21 protein-coding genes are annotated in these 19,149 nt (G+C 40.4%); 8 read left to right on the top strand and 13 right to left on the bottom strand.

The features are described 5' to 3' along the window. Positions 1 to 25: 25 nt before the first annotated feature. The 3 genes from ldcB to QM923_RS05785 are packed head-to-tail and all read right to left on the bottom strand — an operon-like array spanning position 26 to position 2,276. A complete protein-coding gene (gene ldcB, locus QM923_RS05795) occupies positions 26 to 742 on the bottom strand; it encodes an LD-carboxypeptidase LdcB/DacB (RefSeq protein ID WP_414291187.1) in 717 nt (238 codons plus the stop codon). A 3-nt stretch (positions 743 to 745) separates the two neighbouring features. Next, positions 746 to 1,216 (bottom strand): HIT family protein, encoded by a 471-nt coding sequence (locus tag QM923_RS05790; protein WP_414291186.1) that lies wholly within the window; start codon positions 1,214 to 1,216, stop codon positions 746 to 748. Position 1,217: 1 nt separating this feature from the next. After that, a complete protein-coding gene (locus QM923_RS05785) occupies positions 1,218 to 2,276 on the bottom strand; it encodes a M42 family metallopeptidase (protein WP_414291185.1) in 1,059 nt (352 codons plus the stop codon). A 111-nt stretch (positions 2,277 to 2,387) separates the two neighbouring features. On the opposite strand from QM923_RS05785, the gene QM923_RS05780 reads away from it, so the two are divergent. After that, positions 2,388 to 2,939, top strand: coding sequence for a DUF1307 domain-containing protein (locus tag QM923_RS05780; protein WP_414291282.1), 552 nt, complete (start codon positions 2,388 to 2,390; stop codon positions 2,937 to 2,939). A 36-nt stretch (positions 2,940 to 2,975) separates the two neighbouring features. Here QM923_RS05780 and brnQ read toward each other — a convergent pair whose 3' ends face one another. The 5 genes from brnQ to QM923_RS05755 form a co-directional block, all read right to left on the bottom strand. Further along, positions 2,976 to 4,301 carry a branched-chain amino acid transport system II carrier protein gene (gene brnQ, locus QM923_RS05775; RefSeq protein ID WP_223333549.1) on the bottom strand — a complete coding sequence of 442 codons (1,326 nt, stop codon included), beginning with the start codon at positions 4,299 to 4,301 and terminating at the stop codon, positions 2,976 to 2,978. A gap of 165 nt (positions 4,302 to 4,466) precedes the next feature. After that, entirely contained in the window at positions 4,467 to 4,748 is a 282-nt protein-coding gene (locus tag QM923_RS05770) for a rhodanese-like domain-containing protein (protein ID WP_414291184.1), read from the bottom strand. Beyond that, a complete protein-coding gene (locus QM923_RS05765; protein WP_414291183.1) occupies positions 4,745 to 5,335 on the bottom strand; it encodes a uracil-DNA glycosylase family protein in 591 nt (196 codons plus the stop codon). The genes QM923_RS05770 and QM923_RS05765 overlap by 4 nt, the downstream gene beginning before the upstream one ends. A gap of 52 nt (positions 5,336 to 5,387) precedes the next feature. Then, positions 5,388 to 6,788 (bottom strand): dipeptidase PepV, encoded by a 1,401-nt coding sequence (pepV, locus tag QM923_RS05760; RefSeq protein ID WP_414291182.1) that lies wholly within the window; start codon positions 6,786 to 6,788, stop codon positions 5,388 to 5,390. A gap of 9 nt (positions 6,789 to 6,797) precedes the next feature. Further along, the gene (locus QM923_RS05755; protein ID WP_414291181.1) at positions 6,798 to 7,403 is read right to left on the bottom strand and encodes a nitroreductase family protein; all 606 of its coding nucleotides are present in this window, start codon (positions 7,401 to 7,403) and stop codon (positions 6,798 to 6,800) included. Between the two features lie 231 nt (positions 7,404 to 7,634). Here QM923_RS05755 and QM923_RS05750 point away from each other — a divergent pair, with 231 nt between their 5' ends. Next, entirely contained in the window at positions 7,635 to 8,444 is an 810-nt protein-coding gene (locus QM923_RS05750; RefSeq protein ID WP_024054282.1) for an amino acid ABC transporter substrate-binding protein, read from the top strand. A gap of 63 nt (positions 8,445 to 8,507) precedes the next feature. On the opposite strand, the gene QM923_RS05745 is transcribed toward QM923_RS05750, so the two are convergent. Then, positions 8,508 to 9,341: a metallophosphoesterase family protein gene (locus QM923_RS05745; RefSeq protein WP_414291180.1), complete on the bottom strand. Its 834-nt coding sequence runs from the start codon at positions 9,339 to 9,341 to the stop codon at positions 8,508 to 8,510. Positions 9,342 to 9,558: 217 nt separating this feature from the next. Here QM923_RS05745 and QM923_RS05740 point away from each other — a divergent pair, with 217 nt between their 5' ends. From QM923_RS05740 to QM923_RS05730, 3 genes are read left to right on the top strand one after another with little or no spacing between them, the layout of a single operon-like run. Continuing rightward, positions 9,559 to 9,753: a helix-turn-helix transcriptional regulator gene (locus QM923_RS05740; protein ID WP_001082470.1), complete on the top strand. Its 195-nt coding sequence runs from the start codon at positions 9,559 to 9,561 to the stop codon at positions 9,751 to 9,753. A gap of 14 nt (positions 9,754 to 9,767) precedes the next feature. Beyond that, on the top strand, positions 9,768 to 10,310 hold the full coding sequence (locus QM923_RS05735) for a DUF3278 domain-containing protein (protein WP_036757037.1): 543 nt from the start codon (positions 9,768 to 9,770) through the stop codon (positions 10,308 to 10,310). A gap of 10 nt (positions 10,311 to 10,320) precedes the next feature. Beyond that, positions 10,321 to 10,662, top strand: a complete 342-nt coding sequence (locus tag QM923_RS05730) for a hypothetical protein (RefSeq protein WP_036757034.1) — start codon at positions 10,321 to 10,323, stop codon at positions 10,660 to 10,662. Positions 10,663 to 10,709: 47 nt separating this feature from the next. Here QM923_RS05730 and QM923_RS05725 read toward each other — a convergent pair whose 3' ends face one another. From QM923_RS05725 to zapA, 4 genes are all read right to left on the bottom strand, one after another. Further along, positions 10,710 to 11,606: a TDT family transporter gene (locus tag QM923_RS05725; RefSeq protein ID WP_414291179.1), complete on the bottom strand. Its 897-nt coding sequence runs from the start codon at positions 11,604 to 11,606 to the stop codon at positions 10,710 to 10,712. Between the two features lie 197 nt (positions 11,607 to 11,803). After that, complete coding sequence (locus tag QM923_RS05720) at positions 11,804 to 14,140, bottom strand: endonuclease MutS2 (protein WP_414291178.1); 2,337 nt, start codon at positions 14,138 to 14,140, stop codon at positions 11,804 to 11,806. Positions 14,141 to 14,249: 109 nt separating this feature from the next. Beyond that, the gene (locus QM923_RS05715; protein ID WP_006151592.1) at positions 14,250 to 14,798 is read right to left on the bottom strand and encodes a CvpA family protein; all 549 of its coding nucleotides are present in this window, start codon (positions 14,796 to 14,798) and stop codon (positions 14,250 to 14,252) included. Continuing rightward, a complete protein-coding gene (zapA, locus tag QM923_RS05710) occupies positions 14,795 to 15,097 on the bottom strand; it encodes a cell division protein ZapA (RefSeq protein WP_004252047.1) in 303 nt (100 codons plus the stop codon). Before zapA ends, QM923_RS05715 begins: the two co-directional genes overlap by 4 nt. 86 nt (positions 15,098 to 15,183) lie before the next feature. Between zapA and rnhC the strand changes: the two genes are divergently transcribed. From rnhC to recD2, 3 genes are all read left to right on the top strand, one after another. Next, positions 15,184 to 16,065 (top strand): ribonuclease HIII, encoded by an 882-nt coding sequence (rnhC, locus tag QM923_RS05705; protein WP_414291177.1) that lies wholly within the window; start codon positions 15,184 to 15,186, stop codon positions 16,063 to 16,065. Between the two features lie 4 nt (positions 16,066 to 16,069). Further along, on the top strand, positions 16,070 to 16,684 hold the full coding sequence (gene lepB, locus QM923_RS05700; RefSeq protein ID WP_414291176.1) for a signal peptidase I: 615 nt from the start codon (positions 16,070 to 16,072) through the stop codon (positions 16,682 to 16,684). Between the two features lie 89 nt (positions 16,685 to 16,773). After that, on the top strand, positions 16,774 to 19,140 hold the full coding sequence (gene recD2, locus QM923_RS05695) for an SF1B family DNA helicase RecD2 (protein WP_414291175.1): 2,367 nt from the start codon (positions 16,774 to 16,776) through the stop codon (positions 19,138 to 19,140). Positions 19,141 to 19,149 lie beyond the last annotated feature (9 nt).

The raw sequence follows: 19,149 nt of genomic DNA, 5'->3' as shown, positions 1-19,149 counted from the left end.
AGCATTCTTGCAAGATATTTTGCGACTAATCAACATAGTCCCCACCTTCAAAGCCGTAATACTCTTCCAAGCTGAGACCACTTGCAGCGATGTCCTTGGCTTCTTTCCCGACGTAGCGAAGGTGCCATTCTTCAGCCATATAGCCTGTTTCTTTTTCCTTACCTTTGAGATAGCGAACGACAAAACCATAGTCTGCAGCATGATCTAAAAGCCATTGGGCAGCTTTTTCTTCTGTCACTAAATCTCCATCTGTACCGATAAGGTCAAATGCTAGTCCAGTTTGATGTTCACTATAGCCAGGTCGAGCAGAATAGCGGTCAGCCTCTGCCTTTCCGTCTTTGTTGACATAGTCCTGATAAAGTTGAGTTTGAGTTTCATAACTTCTGAAACCACTATAGTGGTCGCTGATTGGGAAACCTGCTTCCTGCATAGCAGCAATTAGCTTCAACAATTCTGCCTTTGCTGTAGGATTTTCTCCAGGATTATAGTCCTTAGACAAGGGATAATGCTTATTAGCGATAACAATCTCATCGTACTTCCCTTGAACACTATAGTAATCTCCCTTATTAACTACTTCTGCCTTCTTTTGGCTAGCCTCATGAGACTTGCTACCAACAGTTCCTTCTTGGACGGTTTTTTCTTCAGTTGAAGTCTGTGTTTCTGAAGTCGCTGGCTTTTCTTGCGAACAAGCTGCCAATGTCAAGGCTAGCAATCCTGATAATACAAGGTATCTTTTTTTCATTGTTTATCCTTTCATTTCTATCATTTGGTCCAAAGTTTCAGATAAGGTTTCAACCAAACCTTCTAATTTACTTCCCTTAACCTGATATTCTTCAGCGACCATTTCTTCCCAAGGAACCCACCAAACTGGACCACGACCATTAAGACCGTGTCCCTTCATATCACCCTCTCGTCTCGGAAAAATATGCCAGTGGACATGGGCATCTCCATTTCCCAACAACTCTACATTCATCTTTTGAGCTGAAAAAGCCATAGAGACGGCTTCTTGAACCAAGCTCATTTCTTCTAAAAAGCGAAGTTTGACTGGAGTTTCCATATGATGCAATTCTGTGACATGTTCTTTTGCTAGGAATAAAGTATAGCCTTCAAAATACTGGTGATCTCCAATGACAACATAGCCTGTTTCCAGTTCTTTTACAAAGTAGGGATTTTCCCCTGCCTTAATCCATTCAATTCGTTGGCAAATCAAGCACATCTTAGTCTACCAATCCACTCTTGAGGTAAGCGTCCACCATACGTTCTGTTGCTACGACAGAATCAACATGAGTTCTCTCGTAAGAGTGACTAGACTCGATACCCGCTCCGAGAAGGGCGTGTTTGACTTCTGCTCCAGCTGACATAGCTGCAGAAGCATCTGAACCGTAAAATGGATAGATATCGAGTTTAAATGGAATGTCTTGGTCTTTTGCTAGAGCAACCAGATGTTGACGGAATTCATAGTGATAAGGGCCTGAAGCATCTTTGACACAGATAGACACTGTGTACTCATCCGTCTGCTGGTCATCTCCCATCGCTCCCATATCTACCGCTAGATATTCGACAACTTGACTTGGGATACTTGAGTTAGCACCATGCCCCACTTCTTCAAAGACCGAGAAGGCAAAATGCGTAGTGACAGGAAGTTCAACCCCTTCTTCTTTATAGACTTTAAGAAGATTAAGGAGGATAGCCGCGCTGACCTTATCATCCAAATGACGCGATTTGATAAATCCTGAATCAGTCACGACAGTTCGTGGGTCAAAGCTGATAAAGTCACCAACCTCAATACCAAGTGCGCGTGTTTCTTTTTCATTGGTCACTTTTTCATCCAAACGCACTTCCATATTGTCCTGAGTGCGTTCAGCAGTTCCAGCGTCCTTGTATACGTGACAAGAAGTTTGGTGGATCAAAATCGTACCTGAAATAGTCTTACCTGTGCTAGCCACATGAACTGTACAGTTTTCGCCTTCAATCATGTTCCAAGGGTAGCCACCAATACGGTCCATTTTAAGACGACCATCTGGTTTAACAGCGCGAACGATAGCTCCCAAGGTATCCACATGGGCGGTCACATAACGCTGTTGCTCATCATTTTTACCTTTGACAGTAACGTTGACACCACCTTTGGCAGTACGGATTGGTTGATAACCTAGTTTTTCAAGAGTCTCAACCAAATAATTCGTAATTTCACGTGTAAAACCTGTTGGCGATGCGATAGCAGTTAGTTCTTTGATATATTCTACAGTTTGATTCATTTCTTCACCTCTTGCTACCATTATATCACTTTTCCCATTTTAGTATGTGTAAAAAGGAAAAACGAAAATACTTTGATTGCGAAAGTATTTTATGATATAATGAAAAAAGTTCTTATGATGAAAGGAAAAAATATGAACAGATATTTCAAAATGACGCTTCTCTTAGCCTTACCGTTGGCATTCTTATTGGGATGTTCTAAACAATCATCAACAACTTCTAACCCCTCAAAAGCAGAGACAACTGAGGTAAAAACGACTGAAGCTGAAACAACTGAGGCTGAAACTACAGAAAAGAAAGCCGAATCAAAAACTGTAACCTTTGTTCATGACAGTAATCCTGGAAGACATTCTACCTTGACATATACTGTAGAGGGTGATGACGTTATGAAACAAGAAGTTTATAATGTTTTTGAACCTGAAATACTCAATAAGAGCGCTGATGAGCTTAAAGAACTTATCGTGAAAACTTATAAAGGGTATGAGGGAATCAAAGGTGTTACACAAAATATCGAATTCAAAGATGGAAAAGTCATCCATACCATGGTCATTGACATGACTGTAGTCAATCTTGATGAGATGAAAAAAGCAATGCCAAATGAATATTCAGGAGCTGGAAAACGTGTGAGTTTTTCAAAAACTAAAAAGATGCTTGAGGACCTTGGATATACTGAAAAAACGAACTAAGAGTAATAAAAAAACTTGGCATAAGCCAAGATTTTTTTATTCCATCTCAAAAGCTTCACTCTTTTGCTTATTTGGCAGAACAAGAGAAAGTAAAATCCCAATAATCGCTGGTACTAACCATGGCAATGAAGCCTTAGCAAATGGTAGAGCATTCACAATGTTGGCAAGGAAGGTCACCTCAAATGAACTTCCCAAGACACTAGCTACGGCAATAGCTGTAACAAGACCCATCGTCAATTGCATGCCTGGTTTTGAAAGTGGTACAAACTTGTTCACAATCACAATCATGACAATCACAATAGTAATTGGATACAAGATAACTAGGACAGGGATAGAATATTTGATGATTGCATCAAGGCCGAGGTTGGCAATTGCAAAACCAATCAAGGTAAAGACAGTCGCATAAACCTTATAGCTGAGTTGTGGGAAACGTCCGTTAAAGAATTCAGCAGTTGAAACAATCAAACCTACAGTCGTTGTGAAGCAAGTTACTGTTACCATGGCTGCTAGGAATAATTGAGCTGTTGAACCAAAGATTTCTTGGGTCGCTTGTGACAAGATATAAACCCCTGGAGTTCCACCCTTCATCGCTTCTTCTGTCATCGGGAAGTGATTTCCAAGGAAACCTAGGCCAATGTATAGAGCACTAAAGCCAAGCGCTACGACAATTCCGACTACCCAAATGGTTGAGATGTACTCTTTTTTACTAGAAAATCCAAGTTGTTTCAAGGTTTCAACCGCGATTACACTAAAGGCAACAGATGCGAGAGCATCTAGAGTATTATATCCTTCAAGGAATCCTGCTCCAAATGCTGAAGCTTGATAAGCTGCTGTAGCTGCTTGTGGAGCATTTCCACCATATTTGAGGGCTCCAAGGATTACCAAGATGATAATCAAGAGGGCAAAAACTGGAGTCAAAACACGGCCGATACGATCCAAAATCTTTGAAGGATTAAGCGCGATTAAGTATGCTGCAACAAAGTAGATAAGGGTAAAGACAATCAAGCCTAGACCTTTATCAGCATCTGCCAAGAGGGGACTAATCCCTACTGCATAAGAAGTTGTTGCAGTACGTGGAATGGCAAAGAATGGACCAATCGACAAGTACAAAACTGCTAGATAAATCGTTGCAAACCAAGGGGAAATCTTTGTAGAAATCTCATAGATATATCCCTTAGGATTTAAGGTCCCGATGATCAAGGTCAAGACGGCAAGTCCGACACCTGAAAGTACAAATCCTGCAATGGCAGGGAGAAAGTGTTCCCCAGATTGAGCACCTAGGGTAGGGGGGAAAATCAAATTACCCGCACCAAAAAATATTCCAAACAGGAGTAATCCTGTTAAAGCACCTTTTTTAGCCATAAACTCTCCTTATATAAAATAAAATACTTTCTTAGTATAACATGATTAAAGGCTTGAAAAGGCTATCTCGGAAAAATTTTAAAATGTTTTCAATTTTCTGATTTTTAGAGCAAATAAACTCCCTTTAAAACCTTTCTTATTTTCGGTCTTAAAGGGAGTTTTTTCTTATTCTAAGGCATCCATGCCACCTTGGACATTGATAACCTCATATCCTTGTTCTGATAAAAATTGACAAGCGCGTGCTGAACGCATTCCTGATTTACAAATCACGTAGTAAAGATTATCTTTATCTAGTTGTTTATAAGTATCAGCTAATTGGCTGAGAGGTAAATTGCGAGCGCCTTCTAAATGAAGAGTCTCAAATTCCTCTACTTCTCTCACATCTAATACAGAAAGCGACTCTTTCTGGTATAGTTGGTAAAAATCATTAAAAGTAATTTCTTTCATTTTTCTTCTCCGAGAATTTTTTGAATTCTTTCTTTCAAGTCAGGCAAAACATCTGCTTCAAACCAAGGATTTTTTTTCATCCAGATTTGGTTCCGAGGTGACGGGTGTACCAGTGGGAAATAATCAGGCAAATAATCCTTAAAGCGATGCACACGGTCTGTTACCTTGCCACTGACTTTCTCATGCAGATAGTAAGCCTGAGCATACTGCCCAATCAAGAGCGTTAATTGAATATCTGGTAATTCTTTCAAAAGTTTAGGGTGCCATTTTTCTGCAAAACCTGGGCGTGGTGGTAGGTCACCAGATTTCCCATGTCCTGGAAAATAGAAATCCATGGGCATGACAGCAAAATAACCTGACTTGTAAAAGGTATCCTCATCCACACCCAACCACTCTCGCAAGCGGTCGCCACTTTTATCCTTCCAGTAAAGTCCCGCTTCCTGAGTTTTAAGTCCAGGTGCCTGCCCAATGATATTGATACGAGCAGTTTTTGGAGCTGCAAAGAGAGGTTCGATTCCTTGCTCAGTATAGTGTTGATTTTGTGGATCAGCCATGATGGCTTGTTTGATTCTTTCGATTTGAGACATCTACTCTCCTCCAAAAAGAAGTCTAAGCATAAAATCTCAGACTTCTATAGCATTATTTGATCAATTCATAGATAGCTTCAGCGTAGATGGCTGCTGCACGGAAAAGATCATCCAAGGCGATAAATTCGTTGGCTTGGTGCATGGTATCGATAGAATCTGGGAACATAGCACCATAGGCTACACCACGCTCTAAGAGACGTCCGAAAGTTCCACCTCCGATAACTTGTTCATGCCCTTGAAGACCTGTTTGTTTTTCATAAACATTTAACAAGGTTTGGACAAGCGGATCTTCCATTGGTACATAGTGAGGTGTGTGTCCATGTTCAGAAAGGCTAACTGAAGCAACTGACAAGCTTTCAAGAACTGACTTGATTTGCTCTGGACTTGTTCCTTTTGGATAACGGAAGTTAAGGGCAATGGTATTGTCAGCACTTGTTTCATCAAAGCGGAAGACACCAGCATTCATAGAAAGAGCACCCATCTTTTCATCCACATGAGCCACTTTCAAGTTTTTGCCTTCATGGTCATTTAAGAGAATCTTACCAGCAATGTCAAGGAAGTCTTTTGCAGGTCCTTCAAAAGCAAACTGGCTGAGGAAGAGGGCTAGATAAGTTGCACCATTGACACCTGAAGCAGGCATAGCACCGTGGGCAGATTTACCGATAATCGTAACCTTGTACTTACCATTCTCTTCTTGAATTTCTCCTCTAAGCTTGTGCTCTGCAACAAAGGCATCTAGTTTCGCTTGCAAATCAGCCAAGTCCCCTGAAACAACTGCAGTTGCTGATTCTGGCACCATGTTTTCACGCAAACCACCTGTAAAGCTGTGAAGACGAGCTGCACCCTTGTTTTCACCAGCAAAGTGGAGGTATTCTGTGATATTTCCTTTTTCACCATTAATAATAGGGAATTCAGCATCAGGAGAGAAACCGAAGTCTGGTTTTGCAAGTCCTACGTGCTCGAAATAGTAGTCCATGTCTGCCCAGCCTGATTCTTCATCAGTTCCGACGATAAAGCGAACTTTTTTAGAAGTTGGAAGTCCCAATTCTTTGATGATTTTCAAACCATAGTAACAAGCCGTTGTAGGACCCTTGTCATCTGAAGCACCACGCGCATAGAGACGACCATCCTTGATGGTTGGCGTGTAAGGATCAGTATCCCATCCACTACCTGCTGGCACCACGTCCATGTGGGCAAAGATACCGAGAACTTCTTCCCCTTGACCAAACTCAAAATGTCCTGCATAGTTGTCGACATTTTTTGTTGGGTATCCATCACGGTCTGCGATTTCAAGGAATTTCTCCAAAGCTTTTACCGGACCAGGTCCAAATGGGTGCTCCGCATCTGCCTCACTGTCATCGCGTTCTGAGTTGATTTCTAAGAGGCTAAATAAGTCAGCCAAGAGGGCTTCTTTACGTTTTTCTACTTCTGCTGTAAAATCAATAACTGTCATTTTTACTTCCTATCTTTTTTCGATAATTTCATCTACTGGCAAGCGGTAGCTTGGTTCCAACTTCTCGTCTGTGTATCCTACTGTGATCAAAAGTTCTGGACGGAAGCGTTCTTCAATTTCCAAAACTTCATTAGTTTTTGATTTGTCAAAACCAAGGATAATGTTTGAACCGATTCCCTGGTCAGTCAATGCAAGGACTAAGTTCATAGCAACCAACCCTGCATTAAGGGCTAGGTAGTCACTGATTTGTTGTTCATTGTAACGCGCAAACTCTGCTGGAAGATTTTTCATAAAGTACTGAAGTTGTTCTTCTGAGAAGTTCTTTGCTCCACCAACACGGGCAATCTTGCGAGCTCGTTTAGCTAGGTCAGTATCTGTAAACAAGACAATGGTTACAGGGGCAGATGCTACTTGCTCAAAGTTTGAACCGTAAGCCAATTTTGCTAGTTCAGCATTTCTCTCGCGAACCACAACAAACTTCCAAGGCTGACTGTTGTGAGCACTCGGTGCCAAGGTTGCGATTTCAATAGCTGTTCGAACATCCTTGGGATCAACTGGTTTATCAATAAAATGCTTAGTCGCATGACGTTTTTTATTTAACTCAAGAAATTTCATAATTGATTTCCTTTTCTATTTCTACTGCTTCCATTTTACCACATTCTGAAAGAGCTTGCAGAGATTTTTCATTTGTTGCCTAAATTATCTTTTTCTTTTCTGATTTAAATTTTAGATTACAAATTCAAACTGAAAATTATAATATTTTTCTATCACTTCCATAAAAAATATATATTGGCTATTTGATTGATTGTCTGGTAAGCTAGATACCATTAAGTAAAGGAGACACACATGAAAAAATTATTCTTATTATTAGCCATTAGTCCCTTGTTGGTGGCCTGTGGACAATCTAAACAGGAAAGTGCTTCAACTTCTACTACTAGTCCTAAAACCATTGTCGTAGCCACTGCCGGAGACATCCCACCTTTTGACTTTGAACAAGATGGTAACCTAACTGGATATGATGTTGAAGTTTTAAAAGCGGTTGATGAAAAACTAGATCAATACAAGATTGAATTTCAAAAAACAGCTTGGGAGAGTATCTTCCCTGGAGTTGATGCTGGTCGTTACCAAGCTGCTGCCAACAACTTGAGCTACACCAAAGAGAGAGCCGACAAATACCTCTACTCCCTACCTATCGCAAAAAATCCTTTGGTTCTCGTGAGCAGAAAAGACAAGGCTCTTACCTCTCTTCAAGACATCGCTGGTAAAACTACACAGGATGACACTGGAACTTCTACTGCCAAGGTTGTTACAGACTGGAATCAAAGCCACTCAGACAATCCTGCCACCATCCAATACTCTGGTGAGGATGTGGCTAAACGCCTGACTGACCTCGCCAATGGTGAATTTGATTTCCTAATCTTTGATAAGATTTCTGTTCAAAAAATTATCCAAGACCGTGGCTTAGACTTGAACGTAGTCGACTTGGAAAGCAATGACAATCCAAACAACTACATCATCTTCTCAAGCGACCAAAAAGAATTTAAAGAACAATTTGACAAGGTCCTCAAAGAACTCTACCAAGACGGAACCCTTGAAAAACTCAGCAAAACTTATCTCGGTGGCTCTTACTTACCAGATCAATCTCAATTACAATAAGATATACTAAAAACGATTGGCTCGTCCAATCGTTTATTTAGTATCTGTTAATTAAAGCAACTCTTACAAAAAATCAAAATAATTCTTCACATCCTCTACATAGCCATGCTTTTCAATTAAACTAGCTAACAAATCTCTATTATGTCCTTGATAGTTGTCCTCACGTCGTAATTCTTCATACATTTCGATAAAAGGAAGGGATTTACCCTTGGCTGATTCTAGCTCTGCTTCATAGTCATAGGCAACTTTTCGAAATTGAATATTGACTAACTCACCATTTTCAAGCTCAAGTAAGGCATACTGGGCTCGGTGATTTTTCAGCCCTACCCAGTCAAAATAAGGCATACCAATCGAACCTGGATTGATGATTTGTTGACCTTGGCTACCATAACGAAGCAACTGCTTGTGAACATGACCATAGACGGCTACATCAGTAGTTTCATCAAGTAACTGGTCAAATTTTTCGGTATCATTTTCAACCAGCAAATCACCACCATAATTTTTCTCAGGTAAATTATGTGAAAGAGAAAAGCGTAAGCCTTCTACTTCTTTCTTGGCTACCATAGGTAGATTTCTCAACCAATCAATATGCTCTGGGTTTAGACGCTCCATCAGATACTGAGTCATCCTGAGAAGCTGAATTTCTTGGGGATCCTCTAAACCATATTGCCCATCTAAAGCCTCTAACACACAATCATCCCAGTTGCCTCGAACGGATGCTGTAATGGGAAGGTCTTTCAAAAGAGCCACCAAGTCATTTGCTCCCGGCCCAGGAAGAAAAATATCTCCCAGAAGCCAATATTCAGTCACTCCCAAATTTTTAGCGTCCTCAAGCACTCCAGCTAAGGCTGTCGTGTTGCCATGAATGTCTGATAAAATTGCAATCTTATGGTTCATTTTCTGCTCTTTCTTTAGTGGATAGCTTTCGGTTTATTCAATCCACTCTTATATTTTTTACTTTTCTTCATTATAGCATAAAATAGCTAGAAGATTTTATAATGGAAATATTATCACTAAGATTCTTTTAAAAATATGTCAAAAATAGTTGACATTTTATTTTTTAAAAGATATACTATAGTCAAATATATGTGACATAATCAAATAAGGAGGAAGAATGAATCGTGTGAAAGAATTCCGCAAGGAATTGGGCATATCCCAGCTCGAACTTGCAAAGGATATCGGTGTCTCTAGACAAACCATCAACATGATTGAGAATGACAAGTACAATCCTACTCTAGAACTCTGTCTCAATCTCGCTCGTAGCCTCCAAACAGACCTCAACAGTCTTTTTTGGGAAGATGATTTTTAACAAAAGGAGAAAAAATGAAAAAAGAAACCTTCACTGAAAAACTGATCAAACGCACATATGGTATTTCTGGACCACTTGATGAACACAAGCAACGTGAGGCTGACCGCATCGGAAATAAAATCTTTATGGTTCTCTTTTATCTCATGATTTTTGGCAATCTCATTCCCTTTGTCCTTGCTTATAAATATCCACAAATCGTCGCATTTGGATATCCAATCATCATCTTTCTGATTTCTATGGTTTGTGCTATCTATGTCAGCACTCAAACTAAAAAAACAGGTATTACTGCTATCGACCCTGATATGTTGAGCCAGAAAGAACAAAAACAATTGCGCTACCCTGGTCTTAAAGCTGGACTTATCTATGGAGTCTTTATGTTCTTTGGCATGCCACTTCTCAATGTCTTAACAGATGATAGCAAGGACTATTTCGCCTCTCTTTTCAATCTAGGTCATTTCACATCCATTCTTTTCGCAGCCTTCTTTTTCGGATTAATGATGCAACTTGTCGTCTGGCTTCGCATTCGAAAAGCCAAAAAAGATCAAGACGACTATTAGGAGGAAAATTATGAAATCATTACAAACTTTAATTCTCAGTCATATTTTGGTCAGCATCTTTGTTACCTTTTTCCTAGTTTATGGTCAAGTTACGCGTCCTTTTCTGATAGTCTTCCTTTTAGCCCTTCCGATCTTGAATAAGGGACAAAGGTTTCAGAAAATCACATCAAAAAAAATACGCCTCTTAAACGCATCTCTCTGCTTTATCCTCGTATCTCTCCCACAACTAATTACGAATTCTATGGATTGGAGATATCTCCTATTTCTAACCATCTGTATCATTTTTAGTTTGGTCTACTTCTATACTCTCTATCAACTCTTTAAAGAAGTTAAGCAAAAAGAATGTTATTAATCACTCTAAAAATCACCCCCTAACACTTCTCCGTGCTAGGGGGTCTTTTAGTTCCTTAAATATCGTATATACTCTACTAATACGTAGATGAGGATTGTTAAACAAATGATAATCTCTAACCAAACAACGAGGTTGAGGACCGGAAACTGCAGAATACCTTGGGACATTTTCAATGAAGTTGCTGTGATGATGGTTGGAAAGGTTAGGGCTGAGAAGGCTGGTTGGAAACCTTGTTTTAAAATCCTTGGCAAGCGACTAAGGACAAAGAAAAAGAAGATCTGTGATGCAAGGATCATAACTAGTAAAATCCAACTAGGAAGACTGTATCCTCCTACTCTCACTAATGCTGCCAAAAGAAGAGAAAATGGAGCACAATAGATTCCTTCTTGCCCCAGCAAAGCGAGCGGTAATGGATTTTTCCTTAAATCTTGATAAATTAGAGGGTAAAGGATAAGGGTTAAGATAAAACCAAAAATCCAAGCTCCATAGGCTATCCCAACAATGCCCACCACGGGGTAGGTCAAGCTCGCTACTGCTATTCCTACATAAAGAACCGTCCAAGTTGGTGTTGCACTGGCCCTTTGTTTAACCAAGACATAGTTCTTTGTAAAGTATAAAATGAGGTAAACATCTAGAAGAAAAGCAAACCACCAGAGAATCTGTGCAACAATGCTCATGTTCGGGGGTAAGATTCGTAATAAATACGTCGATAAAATCATCCCTGCCATGGGAAAGGTTGCCATTCCTGACAAAACAGGGGCTTTCTTTAATTCTTGCTTACTTTCATGCCAGTTATTGAGGTGGCTCACCAAAAAATAAAACCACAAAATCAAGCCTGACAAACTAAAGATGTGTGATAAAAGCGGAAAAATATCCAAGATAAGATTTCCTGCTCCAGCCAATCCCAATAAGCAACCTGAAAAGGCTAAGGGGAGTTTTTTCATACCAACCTCCGAAAATGACGTTACTATCAGTATAGCATAAATAAAGCTCAGTTAGACAAGCCTTCATCAATTTTTTTGGCTATAAAACGATTGTCCCCTTTTAAAATACTCACTAACAATAATAATTAAAATATATTCATCAAAAAAGTACCTATCACTTGATAGGTACTCTTTTAATATTTTATTCTATAGCTTGGTTAGCCTTTAAAGGTTACGATTGTTGCTCCAGAACCACCTGCATTTTGTGGCGCATAGCCAAAGCTCTTGACTTGCTTGTTTCTTTGGAGATATTTGGTTACTCCTTCACGGATGACTCCTGTACCGATACCATGGATGATGTCCACTTGAGCCATGTTGTTGAGCAGGGCTTGGTCGATAAAGGCATCCAAGGCTTCCATAGCCTCCTCATAACGTTTGCCACGAAGGTCTAGTCGAGCCTGTGGTCCTTTACCACCTGCCCGTTTGACAACGTTGACTTGTTTTTTCTTGACTGGTGCTTCTTGCTGAGCCTGAACCAAGTCAAACTCTTTTTCTTCAAGGGTCATCTTAATCAAGCCAACTTGAGCTTCCCAGCGACCATCCTTGAGTTGATTGGTCAAGGTACCTCGTTGACCATAGCTTAAAACGATGATATCATCCCCAATTTTTGGAGCTCGTTTTTTCTTAGCCTTCTGGAGAACCTTGTTTTTAGAAAGATCAACTTTTTCAGGAGCTAATTTTTTGAGCTGAGCCTTAGCTTCGATAATTTCATGTGGTTTTAGTTGAGATTTGCTGTGAAGATTTTTTAGAATATCATCACTCTCAGCTAGTGCTAAATCAACTATTTCAGCAGCTTGCTCACGCGCCTTATTGAGTTCTGTTTCCTTCTCACGATTGAGCTCGTTGTAAAGTTTTTTAAGGGCACGGTTCATCTTGAGGTTTTCTTGCTCGACTTGGCGAATATTCTCAAGGCGTTTACGGCTTTCAAGCGTCTGCTCTTCCAATTGTTCAATAATGCGATTGACATCATTGTCTTGGTTAATCTGCTTACTAGCGTCACCTACAATGACATCTGACAAACCTAGACGTTTAGCAATCTCAAAGGCGTTGCTTCGACCAGGTACGCCTTGCATAAAGCGATAGGTTGGGCGCAAGCTAGCTGTATCAAACTCCATGCTGGCATTCTGAACATAAGCCGTTTCAATCCCATAGGCTTTGAGTTCAGGATAGTGAGTAGTTGCCATCGTCTTGACCTGACGCAAACGCAAGTCTTCTAGGATTGACATGGCAAGGGCTGCACCTTCTTGGGGATCTGTTCCTGCTCCAAGCTCATCTAGTAACAAGAGCGAGTTTTGATTGACCTTACCAAGAATATCAACGATATTGGTCATGTGACTAGAGAAGGTTGAAAGACTTTGTTCGATGGATTGTTCGTCTCCAATATCCGCAAAGACCTCCTCGAAAATCCCCACACGACTTCCCTTATCCGCCAAAATCGGCAAACCTGACTGGGCCATCAATTGCGTCAAACCTAAGGTTTTGAGCATAATGGTCTTACCACCCGTATTGGGACCAGTGATAACGATGGCTGTTAGATCTTTACCAAAGTGTACATCATTAGCAACAGCATTTTGCACCAAGGGATGGCGAACATGGAGGAGTTGAATCTCCTGTCCTTCAGAGACTTGTGGCACTACTGCTCCTGTCTCTTGGATAAAGCGAACCTTAGCCCGAATCAAGTCTAAATGTCCAATAATCCATGCATCATTTGCGATTTCAGCTGCATGCGGTCTTACTCGTTCAGAGAGTTCTTGCAGGATACGCATCATCTCATAGCGTTCATCTGCACGAAGACTGGCGATTTCTTCGCTCAGCTTGACTACTTCACGCGGTTCGATATAGACAGTGTTCCCGCTGGCAGAAATATCATGAACCACACCAGCAATCTTATTACGATAGGTGTTTTTGACAGGAAGAACCTGGCGACCATTTCTGCTAGCGATGATACCTTCAGTCAACATCTGAGCCTTTTGTTTGAGAAGATCCTGCAAGACGTCACGAACTTGGCTCTCGCTATCATGGATTTTACGACGGATTCGTGCTAGTTCTTCACTAGCAAAATTCTCAATAAATCCAGCTTCATTGATGGCCTGGAGATTGCCCTGTAGATGTGGGAAGTCGTGAAGTTTCTCAAACCAATTTGCCAAGTGGTCCAAGCGTACATTTTCAAGATTATCATAGAAATTTTTCAGTTCACGGCTGGCAAATATGACACGTTTGAGAAGGAGAAATTCCTCTATGTTGAGATCAGCACCCATCTCCAAACGTTTGCAGGTAGCCGCAATATCTTTTGTTGCCGAAATGCTGAAATGAGGATGCTCAACAAAGAGTTCTTGCATCTCCTTCATTTCTGCAAAGGCCTGTCTAATTTTATCAGCTTTATCTGTTGGAACTAGCTCTTTTAACTGTTCTAGTCCTTGTTCCGTCAAAAGATGAGGTTCAAATAAAGCCTTGACCTTGTTAAATTCTAACGTTTCTAGTATTTTTGTATTCATCTTATTTCCTTAGTATAAAAGTTATGGCTTTTCTTATTTTCAACTCTTTAAATCAATCTCTTACTTTTCGAAATTGTAAACAAAAGGCTAGGAATAGTTCCCGCCCTTTTTAACCGATTATTTTAGTAACCCAAAGCTGTTTAATAAAATTAGTTGTGAATGGAATGCTTTGGATGATATGTCTAGCTACAAAGCTATTTTCAAGTGAATTTTGAACAATTTGTAATGGCACAGTCGCGAGAATCGTTAGCATCATCTGGAGTACAAACAAGGTCACGCCGATTGATAGCACACCCGCACCGATACGATAGTATTTCCCATCAAGTATCTTACTTGGTACTAGGTTTAGAAAAAGACCAAGCAAACGGCCGATGCAGTAAAAAATCGTAAAGGCCAAGAGGAAGCCGACACCTGCATAAAAAACCTTATCTAGATGGAAAAGTTGATTGGATGGGAAAAAGAAAGTTCCCTGTCCTTCCTGCGGATTAGCATAAGGGATTAATAAATTGAACTTCTGCCCTAAAGCTAAATAATATTTGCTTGCAAAATAAGCAGAGACAATCGTTGCTACAAGATAATATGCTTGTAAAATAATTCCTCTGCGGTAGCCAATATAAAAGCTCCAAGCAAGGATTAATAAGAGTAGAATGGAAATCATAGGGAATCCTCAATCTTACTCTGCTCTTGTTTAGCCGCAACCACTTTATAACGGAGCGATTCTAACTCTTGCTCCTTGTCATCAAATTCAATCTCACGGCTGAGCTGTGTTGACAAGCAGTTAACTGCTAAGAGAATTGCTACTGTCTCATCATCAGCTCCAGGCATTTGTTCTTTGATTGCTTCATACTTTTCCGTCGCAACTTTAGCAATCTCCTCCATGAAAAGATTGTCATGTTCAGTTGTCAGGGTTAATGTTTTTTTCCCAAATGTAAACTTGAATCGATTTAAATTTGCCATAAAATTCACCTCAAGATATTATACCAAATTTCACTTAGTTTGTCAGTTTTTACCAATTCTAGCGCTTTTATGGTACAATAGAGACTATGGCAAGTATCACATTAACTCCGAGTGAAAAGGAAATTCAGGCTTTTGTTCAAAAGCATGAACATGCACTCACTCCTAGTAAAAATCCCTATATTCGCTACTTTTTAAAACTTCCGCAAGCTAGTGTTTCCGTCTATACATCTGGGAAAGTCCTCTTGCAAGGAGAAGCCGCTGAAAGCTATGCTAGCTTTTTTGGTTATCAAGTAGCACAAGTAGTTAGCGGGCAAAATTTCCCCTTGATTGGAACAGATGAGGTTGGAAATGGTTCTTACTTCGGTGGTCTGGCTGTAGTGGCGTCATTTGTAACTCCTGATCAGCATGACTTTTTACGAAAACTCGGGGTTGGAGATTCTAAAACACTAACTGACCAAAAGATTCGTCAGCTTGCTCCCCTTCTTAAGGAGAAGATTCAGCATCAAGCACTCCTTCTTTCGCCAAGTAAGTATAACGAAGTCATCGGTGAGCGCTACAACGCTGTTTCTGTCAAGGTAGCTCTTCACAATCAAGCAATCTTTCTCCTCCTTCAAAGGGGAGTCCAGCCTGAAAAAATTGTTATTGACGCCTTTACCAGCTCACAAAATTATAAAAAGTATCTAAAAAATGAAGCCAATCATTTTCCTAATCCAGTCACGCTAGAGGAAAAAGCTGAGGGCAAGTACTTGGCTGTTGCAGTTAGCTCCATCATTGCGCGTGATCTCTTCCTAGAAAATCTTGAAAACCTAGGACGAGAGCTAGGCTATCAACTTCCAAGTGGTGCTGGAGCTGCTTCTGACAAGGTAGCTAGCCAAATCCTTCAAGCATATGGAATGAAAGGGCTCGGCTTCTGTGCAAAGCTGCATTTTAAAAACACAGAAAAAGCTAAGCAACTTCTAGAAAGGTAAAAGTATGAATTATTTTAAAATATTTTTAAAAGAGTGGGGAATTTTCTTCCTGATTATTGCATTAATAGGTCTCAGCCGTCTTTTTCTCTGGAGCAATGTTCGTGTAGAAGGACACTCTATGGACCCTACTCTAGCTGATGGAGAAATTCTCTTCGTTGTCAAACATCTCCCTATCGATCGCTTTGATATAGTTGTCGCTCATGAGGATGAAGGGAATAAAGATATCGTGAAGCGAGTCATCGGATTGCCAGGTGATACCATCCGTTATGAGAATGATAAACTCTATATTAACGGTCAAGAAACTGATGAACCCTATTTAGCAGAATACCTTAAGCGTTTCAAGGAAGATAAACTCCAAAGCACTTATACTGGAACTGGTTGGGATGGGAAAAAAGGCGAGTACTTTAGAAGTCTTGCCGAAAAAGCTGATGCCTTTACCTTAGATGTTAACTTCAATACTAGCTTCACCTTCACTGTTCCAGAGGGACAATACCTCCTACTTGGTGATGACCGTCTGGTATCTAGTGACAGTCGACATGTTGGTACTTTTAAAGCAAAAGATATCATTGGAGAGGCGAAATTCCGTTTCTGGCCACTCAAACGTATCGGAACATTTTAAGAACACTAAGAGGCCGAGAAATATAAATCTCAGCCTCTTCTCATTCTATTCTGAATGATAGATTTCATTCAGGAATGTAAAGGAATTATATGGAAGTCTATTTTACAGGTACGATTGGACGTATTATTTTTGAAAATGTCAGCAACTTTTACCGTATTCTCCTTTTAGATATAGAGGATACCAATGCTGAGGATTTTGATGATTTCGAAATCATTGTTACAGGGACCATGGCTGATGTTATTGAGGGAGAAGAATACACTTTCTGGGGGCAGATTGTCCAACACTCCAAATACGGAGAACAACTGCAGATTTCCCGTTACGAAAGAGCAAAACCAACTAGTAAGGGATTGGTCAAGTATTTCTCAAGTAGTCATTTCAAAGGGATTGGTCTTAAAACTGCCCAAAAGATTGTGGAACTCTATGGGGAAAATACTATCGATGAAATCCTAGAACATCCTGAAAAACTTGAGACTATCTCAGGGCTGTCTTCTAAAAGTCGTGAGGCCTTTGTATCCACACTCCGTCTCAACTACGGTACAGAAATGGTCTTGGCCAAGCTTGCCAACTATGGCATTCCTAATAAATTAGCTATTCAAATTCAGGATACCTACAAAGAGGAAACCATCGATATCGTTGAGAACTATCCTTACCAGTTGGTAGAAGATATCAAGGGTTTGGGTTTTACCATTGCTGACCAATTGGCGCAAGAATTGGGCATTGAAAGCCAGGCACCTGAACGTTTCCGAGCAGGACTCATTCATAGCCTTTTAAACGCTTGTATGGAAAGTGGGGATACTTATGTTGAAGCTAGAGACTTACTAGAAAAGACTCTAAATCTACTGGAATCCTCACGTCCTGTAGAACTAGAACCAAGTCAACTTGCTCAAGAATTGTCCAATCTCATTGAAGAAGAAAAAGTCCAACAAGTTGATACGAAAATCTTTGATAATAGTCTCTTTTTTGCAGAAGAAGGGATTCACAATCACCTCATTCGTATCCTTGAAAAAGAAGAAACCGATAAACAAGAAACAGAAATCATCCAGGAACAGATCGCAATTGTTGAGGAAGAATTAGGCATTCAATACGATGCCATTCAAAAACAGGCAATCTGCGATGCTATCCAAAACAAGGTCTTTATCCTGACAGGTGGACCTGGTACTGGAAAAACCACTGTTATCAATGGGATTATTGCTGTCTATGCTCTATTAGAAGGACTGGACCTTCGAAAGAAAAGTAATCTACCGATTCTCCTTGCTGCTCCAACTGGTCGTGCGGCTCGTCGCATGAATGAACTAACAGGCTTGCCGAGTGCAACCATTCACCGCCACTTGGGTATGACTGGTGACGACGACACTAGCCATTTAGAAGATTATCTAGATGCTGACTTTATCATCGTAGACGAGTTCTCTATGGTAGATACTTGGCTAGCCAATCAACTCTTCTCAAATATTTCCTCTACTAGTAAAATTCTCATCGTTGGAGATAGTGATCAGTTGCCATCGGTTAGCCCAGGTCAAGTTCTAGCTGACTTACTCCAGATTCCAAGTATTCCGCAAACACGCTTGGAAAGAATTTATCGTCAGAGCGAAAAATCAACCATTGTCACACTTGCGAGTCAGATTCGTCAGGGAATTTTACCTGCAGATTTCACTCAGAAAAAGGCAGACCGTTCCTACTTTGAAATCGCTAGTAACCAGATCCCAGCGACCATTGAAAAAATCCTAGACGCTGCCATTAGAAGTGGCATCCCTGCACGAGACATCCAAGTTCTAGCTCCTATGTATCGTGGAGCAGCAGGAATCGATGCCATCAATCAACTCATGCAAGAACTGCTCAATCCTCTTCAAAAGGGACAAATTAGTTTTGAAGCAAGTCAGTTTCAGTATCGTAGTGGAGATAAGGTAATTCATTTGGTTAACGATGCAGAAGTCAACGTTTTTAACGGAGACCTAGGCTACATCACGGACCTCATTCCTGGAAAATACACTGAATCTAAACAAGATGAAATGATGATTGATTTTGATGGGAACGAAGTCGTCTATCCACGCAACGAATGGTACAAGATTCGTCTTGCCTACGCCATGAGTATCCATAAATCTCAAGGAAGTGAATTCCCCGTTGTCTTTCTTCCCATCACCAGTGCTAGCAAGCGTATGCTAGAGCGTAACCTCATCTACACTGCTATTACTCGGGCTAAAAGCAAACTCATCCTACTCGGTGAACTTCAAGCCTTTGATTATGCGACTAAACATATCGGAACAGCTCGAAAAACCTATCTGATTGAACGTTTCAGCGACTTAACTGAAAGCTCTGAGGAACTAAATGAGCCAATTTTTGAAACAGAAAACCAGATTGATCCACATCAACCTTACATCCTGACTGAAGAAAACTGGATTAGTATCCCAGCCATGATTGGGATTAGCCAAGATGACCTTGATGAGTTTTTCGGAAAATAAAGCACAAAA

It is taken from the genome of Streptococcus infantis, assembly GCF_047463275.1.
Lineage (GTDB): Bacteria > Bacillota > Bacilli > Lactobacillales > Streptococcaceae > Streptococcus > Streptococcus infantis_AF.
Note: the sequence above shows the minus strand (reverse complement) of the source record. Positions and strands in the feature narration are given on the sequence as shown.

Coding starts and splice junctions, on each gene's coding strand:
- ldcB (WP_414291187.1), bottom strand. CDS start 742: ATGAAAAAAAGATACCTTGTATTATCAGGATTGCTAGCCTTGACATTG.
- QM923_RS05790 (WP_414291186.1), bottom strand. CDS start 1,216: ATGTGCTTGATTTGCCAACGAATTGAATGGATTAAGGCAGGGGAAAAT.
- QM923_RS05785 (WP_414291185.1), bottom strand. CDS start 2,276: ATGGTAGCAAGAGGTGAAGAAATGAATCAAACTGTAGAATATATCAAA.
- QM923_RS05780 (WP_414291282.1), top strand. CDS start 2,388: ATGAACAGATATTTCAAAATGACGCTTCTCTTAGCCTTACCGTTGGCA.
- brnQ (WP_223333549.1), bottom strand. CDS start 4,301: ATGGCTAAAAAAGGTGCTTTAACAGGATTACTCCTGTTTGGAATATTT.
- QM923_RS05770 (WP_414291184.1), bottom strand. CDS start 4,748: ATGAAAGAAATTACTTTTAATGATTTTTACCAACTATACCAGAAAGAG.
- QM923_RS05765 (WP_414291183.1), bottom strand. CDS start 5,335: ATGTCTCAAATCGAAAGAATCAAACAAGCCATCATGGCTGATCCACAA.
- pepV (WP_414291182.1), bottom strand. CDS start 6,788: ATGACAGTTATTGATTTTACAGCAGAAGTAGAAAAACGTAAAGAAGCC.
- QM923_RS05755 (WP_414291181.1), bottom strand. CDS start 7,403: ATGAAATTTCTTGAGTTAAATAAAAAACGTCATGCGACTAAGCATTTT.
- QM923_RS05750 (WP_024054282.1), top strand. CDS start 7,635: ATGAAAAAATTATTCTTATTATTAGCCATTAGTCCCTTGTTGGTGGCC.
- QM923_RS05745 (WP_414291180.1), bottom strand. CDS start 9,341: ATGAACCATAAGATTGCAATTTTATCAGACATTCATGGCAACACGACA.
- QM923_RS05740 (WP_001082470.1), top strand. CDS start 9,559: ATGAATCGTGTGAAAGAATTCCGCAAGGAATTGGGCATATCCCAGCTC.
- QM923_RS05735 (WP_036757037.1), top strand. CDS start 9,768: ATGAAAAAAGAAACCTTCACTGAAAAACTGATCAAACGCACATATGGT.
- QM923_RS05730 (WP_036757034.1), top strand. CDS start 10,321: ATGAAATCATTACAAACTTTAATTCTCAGTCATATTTTGGTCAGCATC.
- QM923_RS05725 (WP_414291179.1), bottom strand. CDS start 11,606: ATGAAAAAACTCCCCTTAGCCTTTTCAGGTTGCTTATTGGGATTGGCT.
- QM923_RS05720 (WP_414291178.1), bottom strand. CDS start 14,140: ATGAATACAAAAATACTAGAAACGTTAGAATTTAACAAGGTCAAGGCT.
- QM923_RS05715 (WP_006151592.1), bottom strand. CDS start 14,798: ATGATTTCCATTCTACTCTTATTAATCCTTGCTTGGAGCTTTTATATT.
- zapA (WP_004252047.1), bottom strand. CDS start 15,097: ATGGCAAATTTAAATCGATTCAAGTTTACATTTGGGAAAAAAACATTA.
- rnhC (WP_414291177.1), top strand. CDS start 15,184: ATGGCAAGTATCACATTAACTCCGAGTGAAAAGGAAATTCAGGCTTTT.
- lepB (WP_414291176.1), top strand. CDS start 16,070: ATGAATTATTTTAAAATATTTTTAAAAGAGTGGGGAATTTTCTTCCTG.
- recD2 (WP_414291175.1), top strand. CDS start 16,774: ATGGAAGTCTATTTTACAGGTACGATTGGACGTATTATTTTTGAAAAT.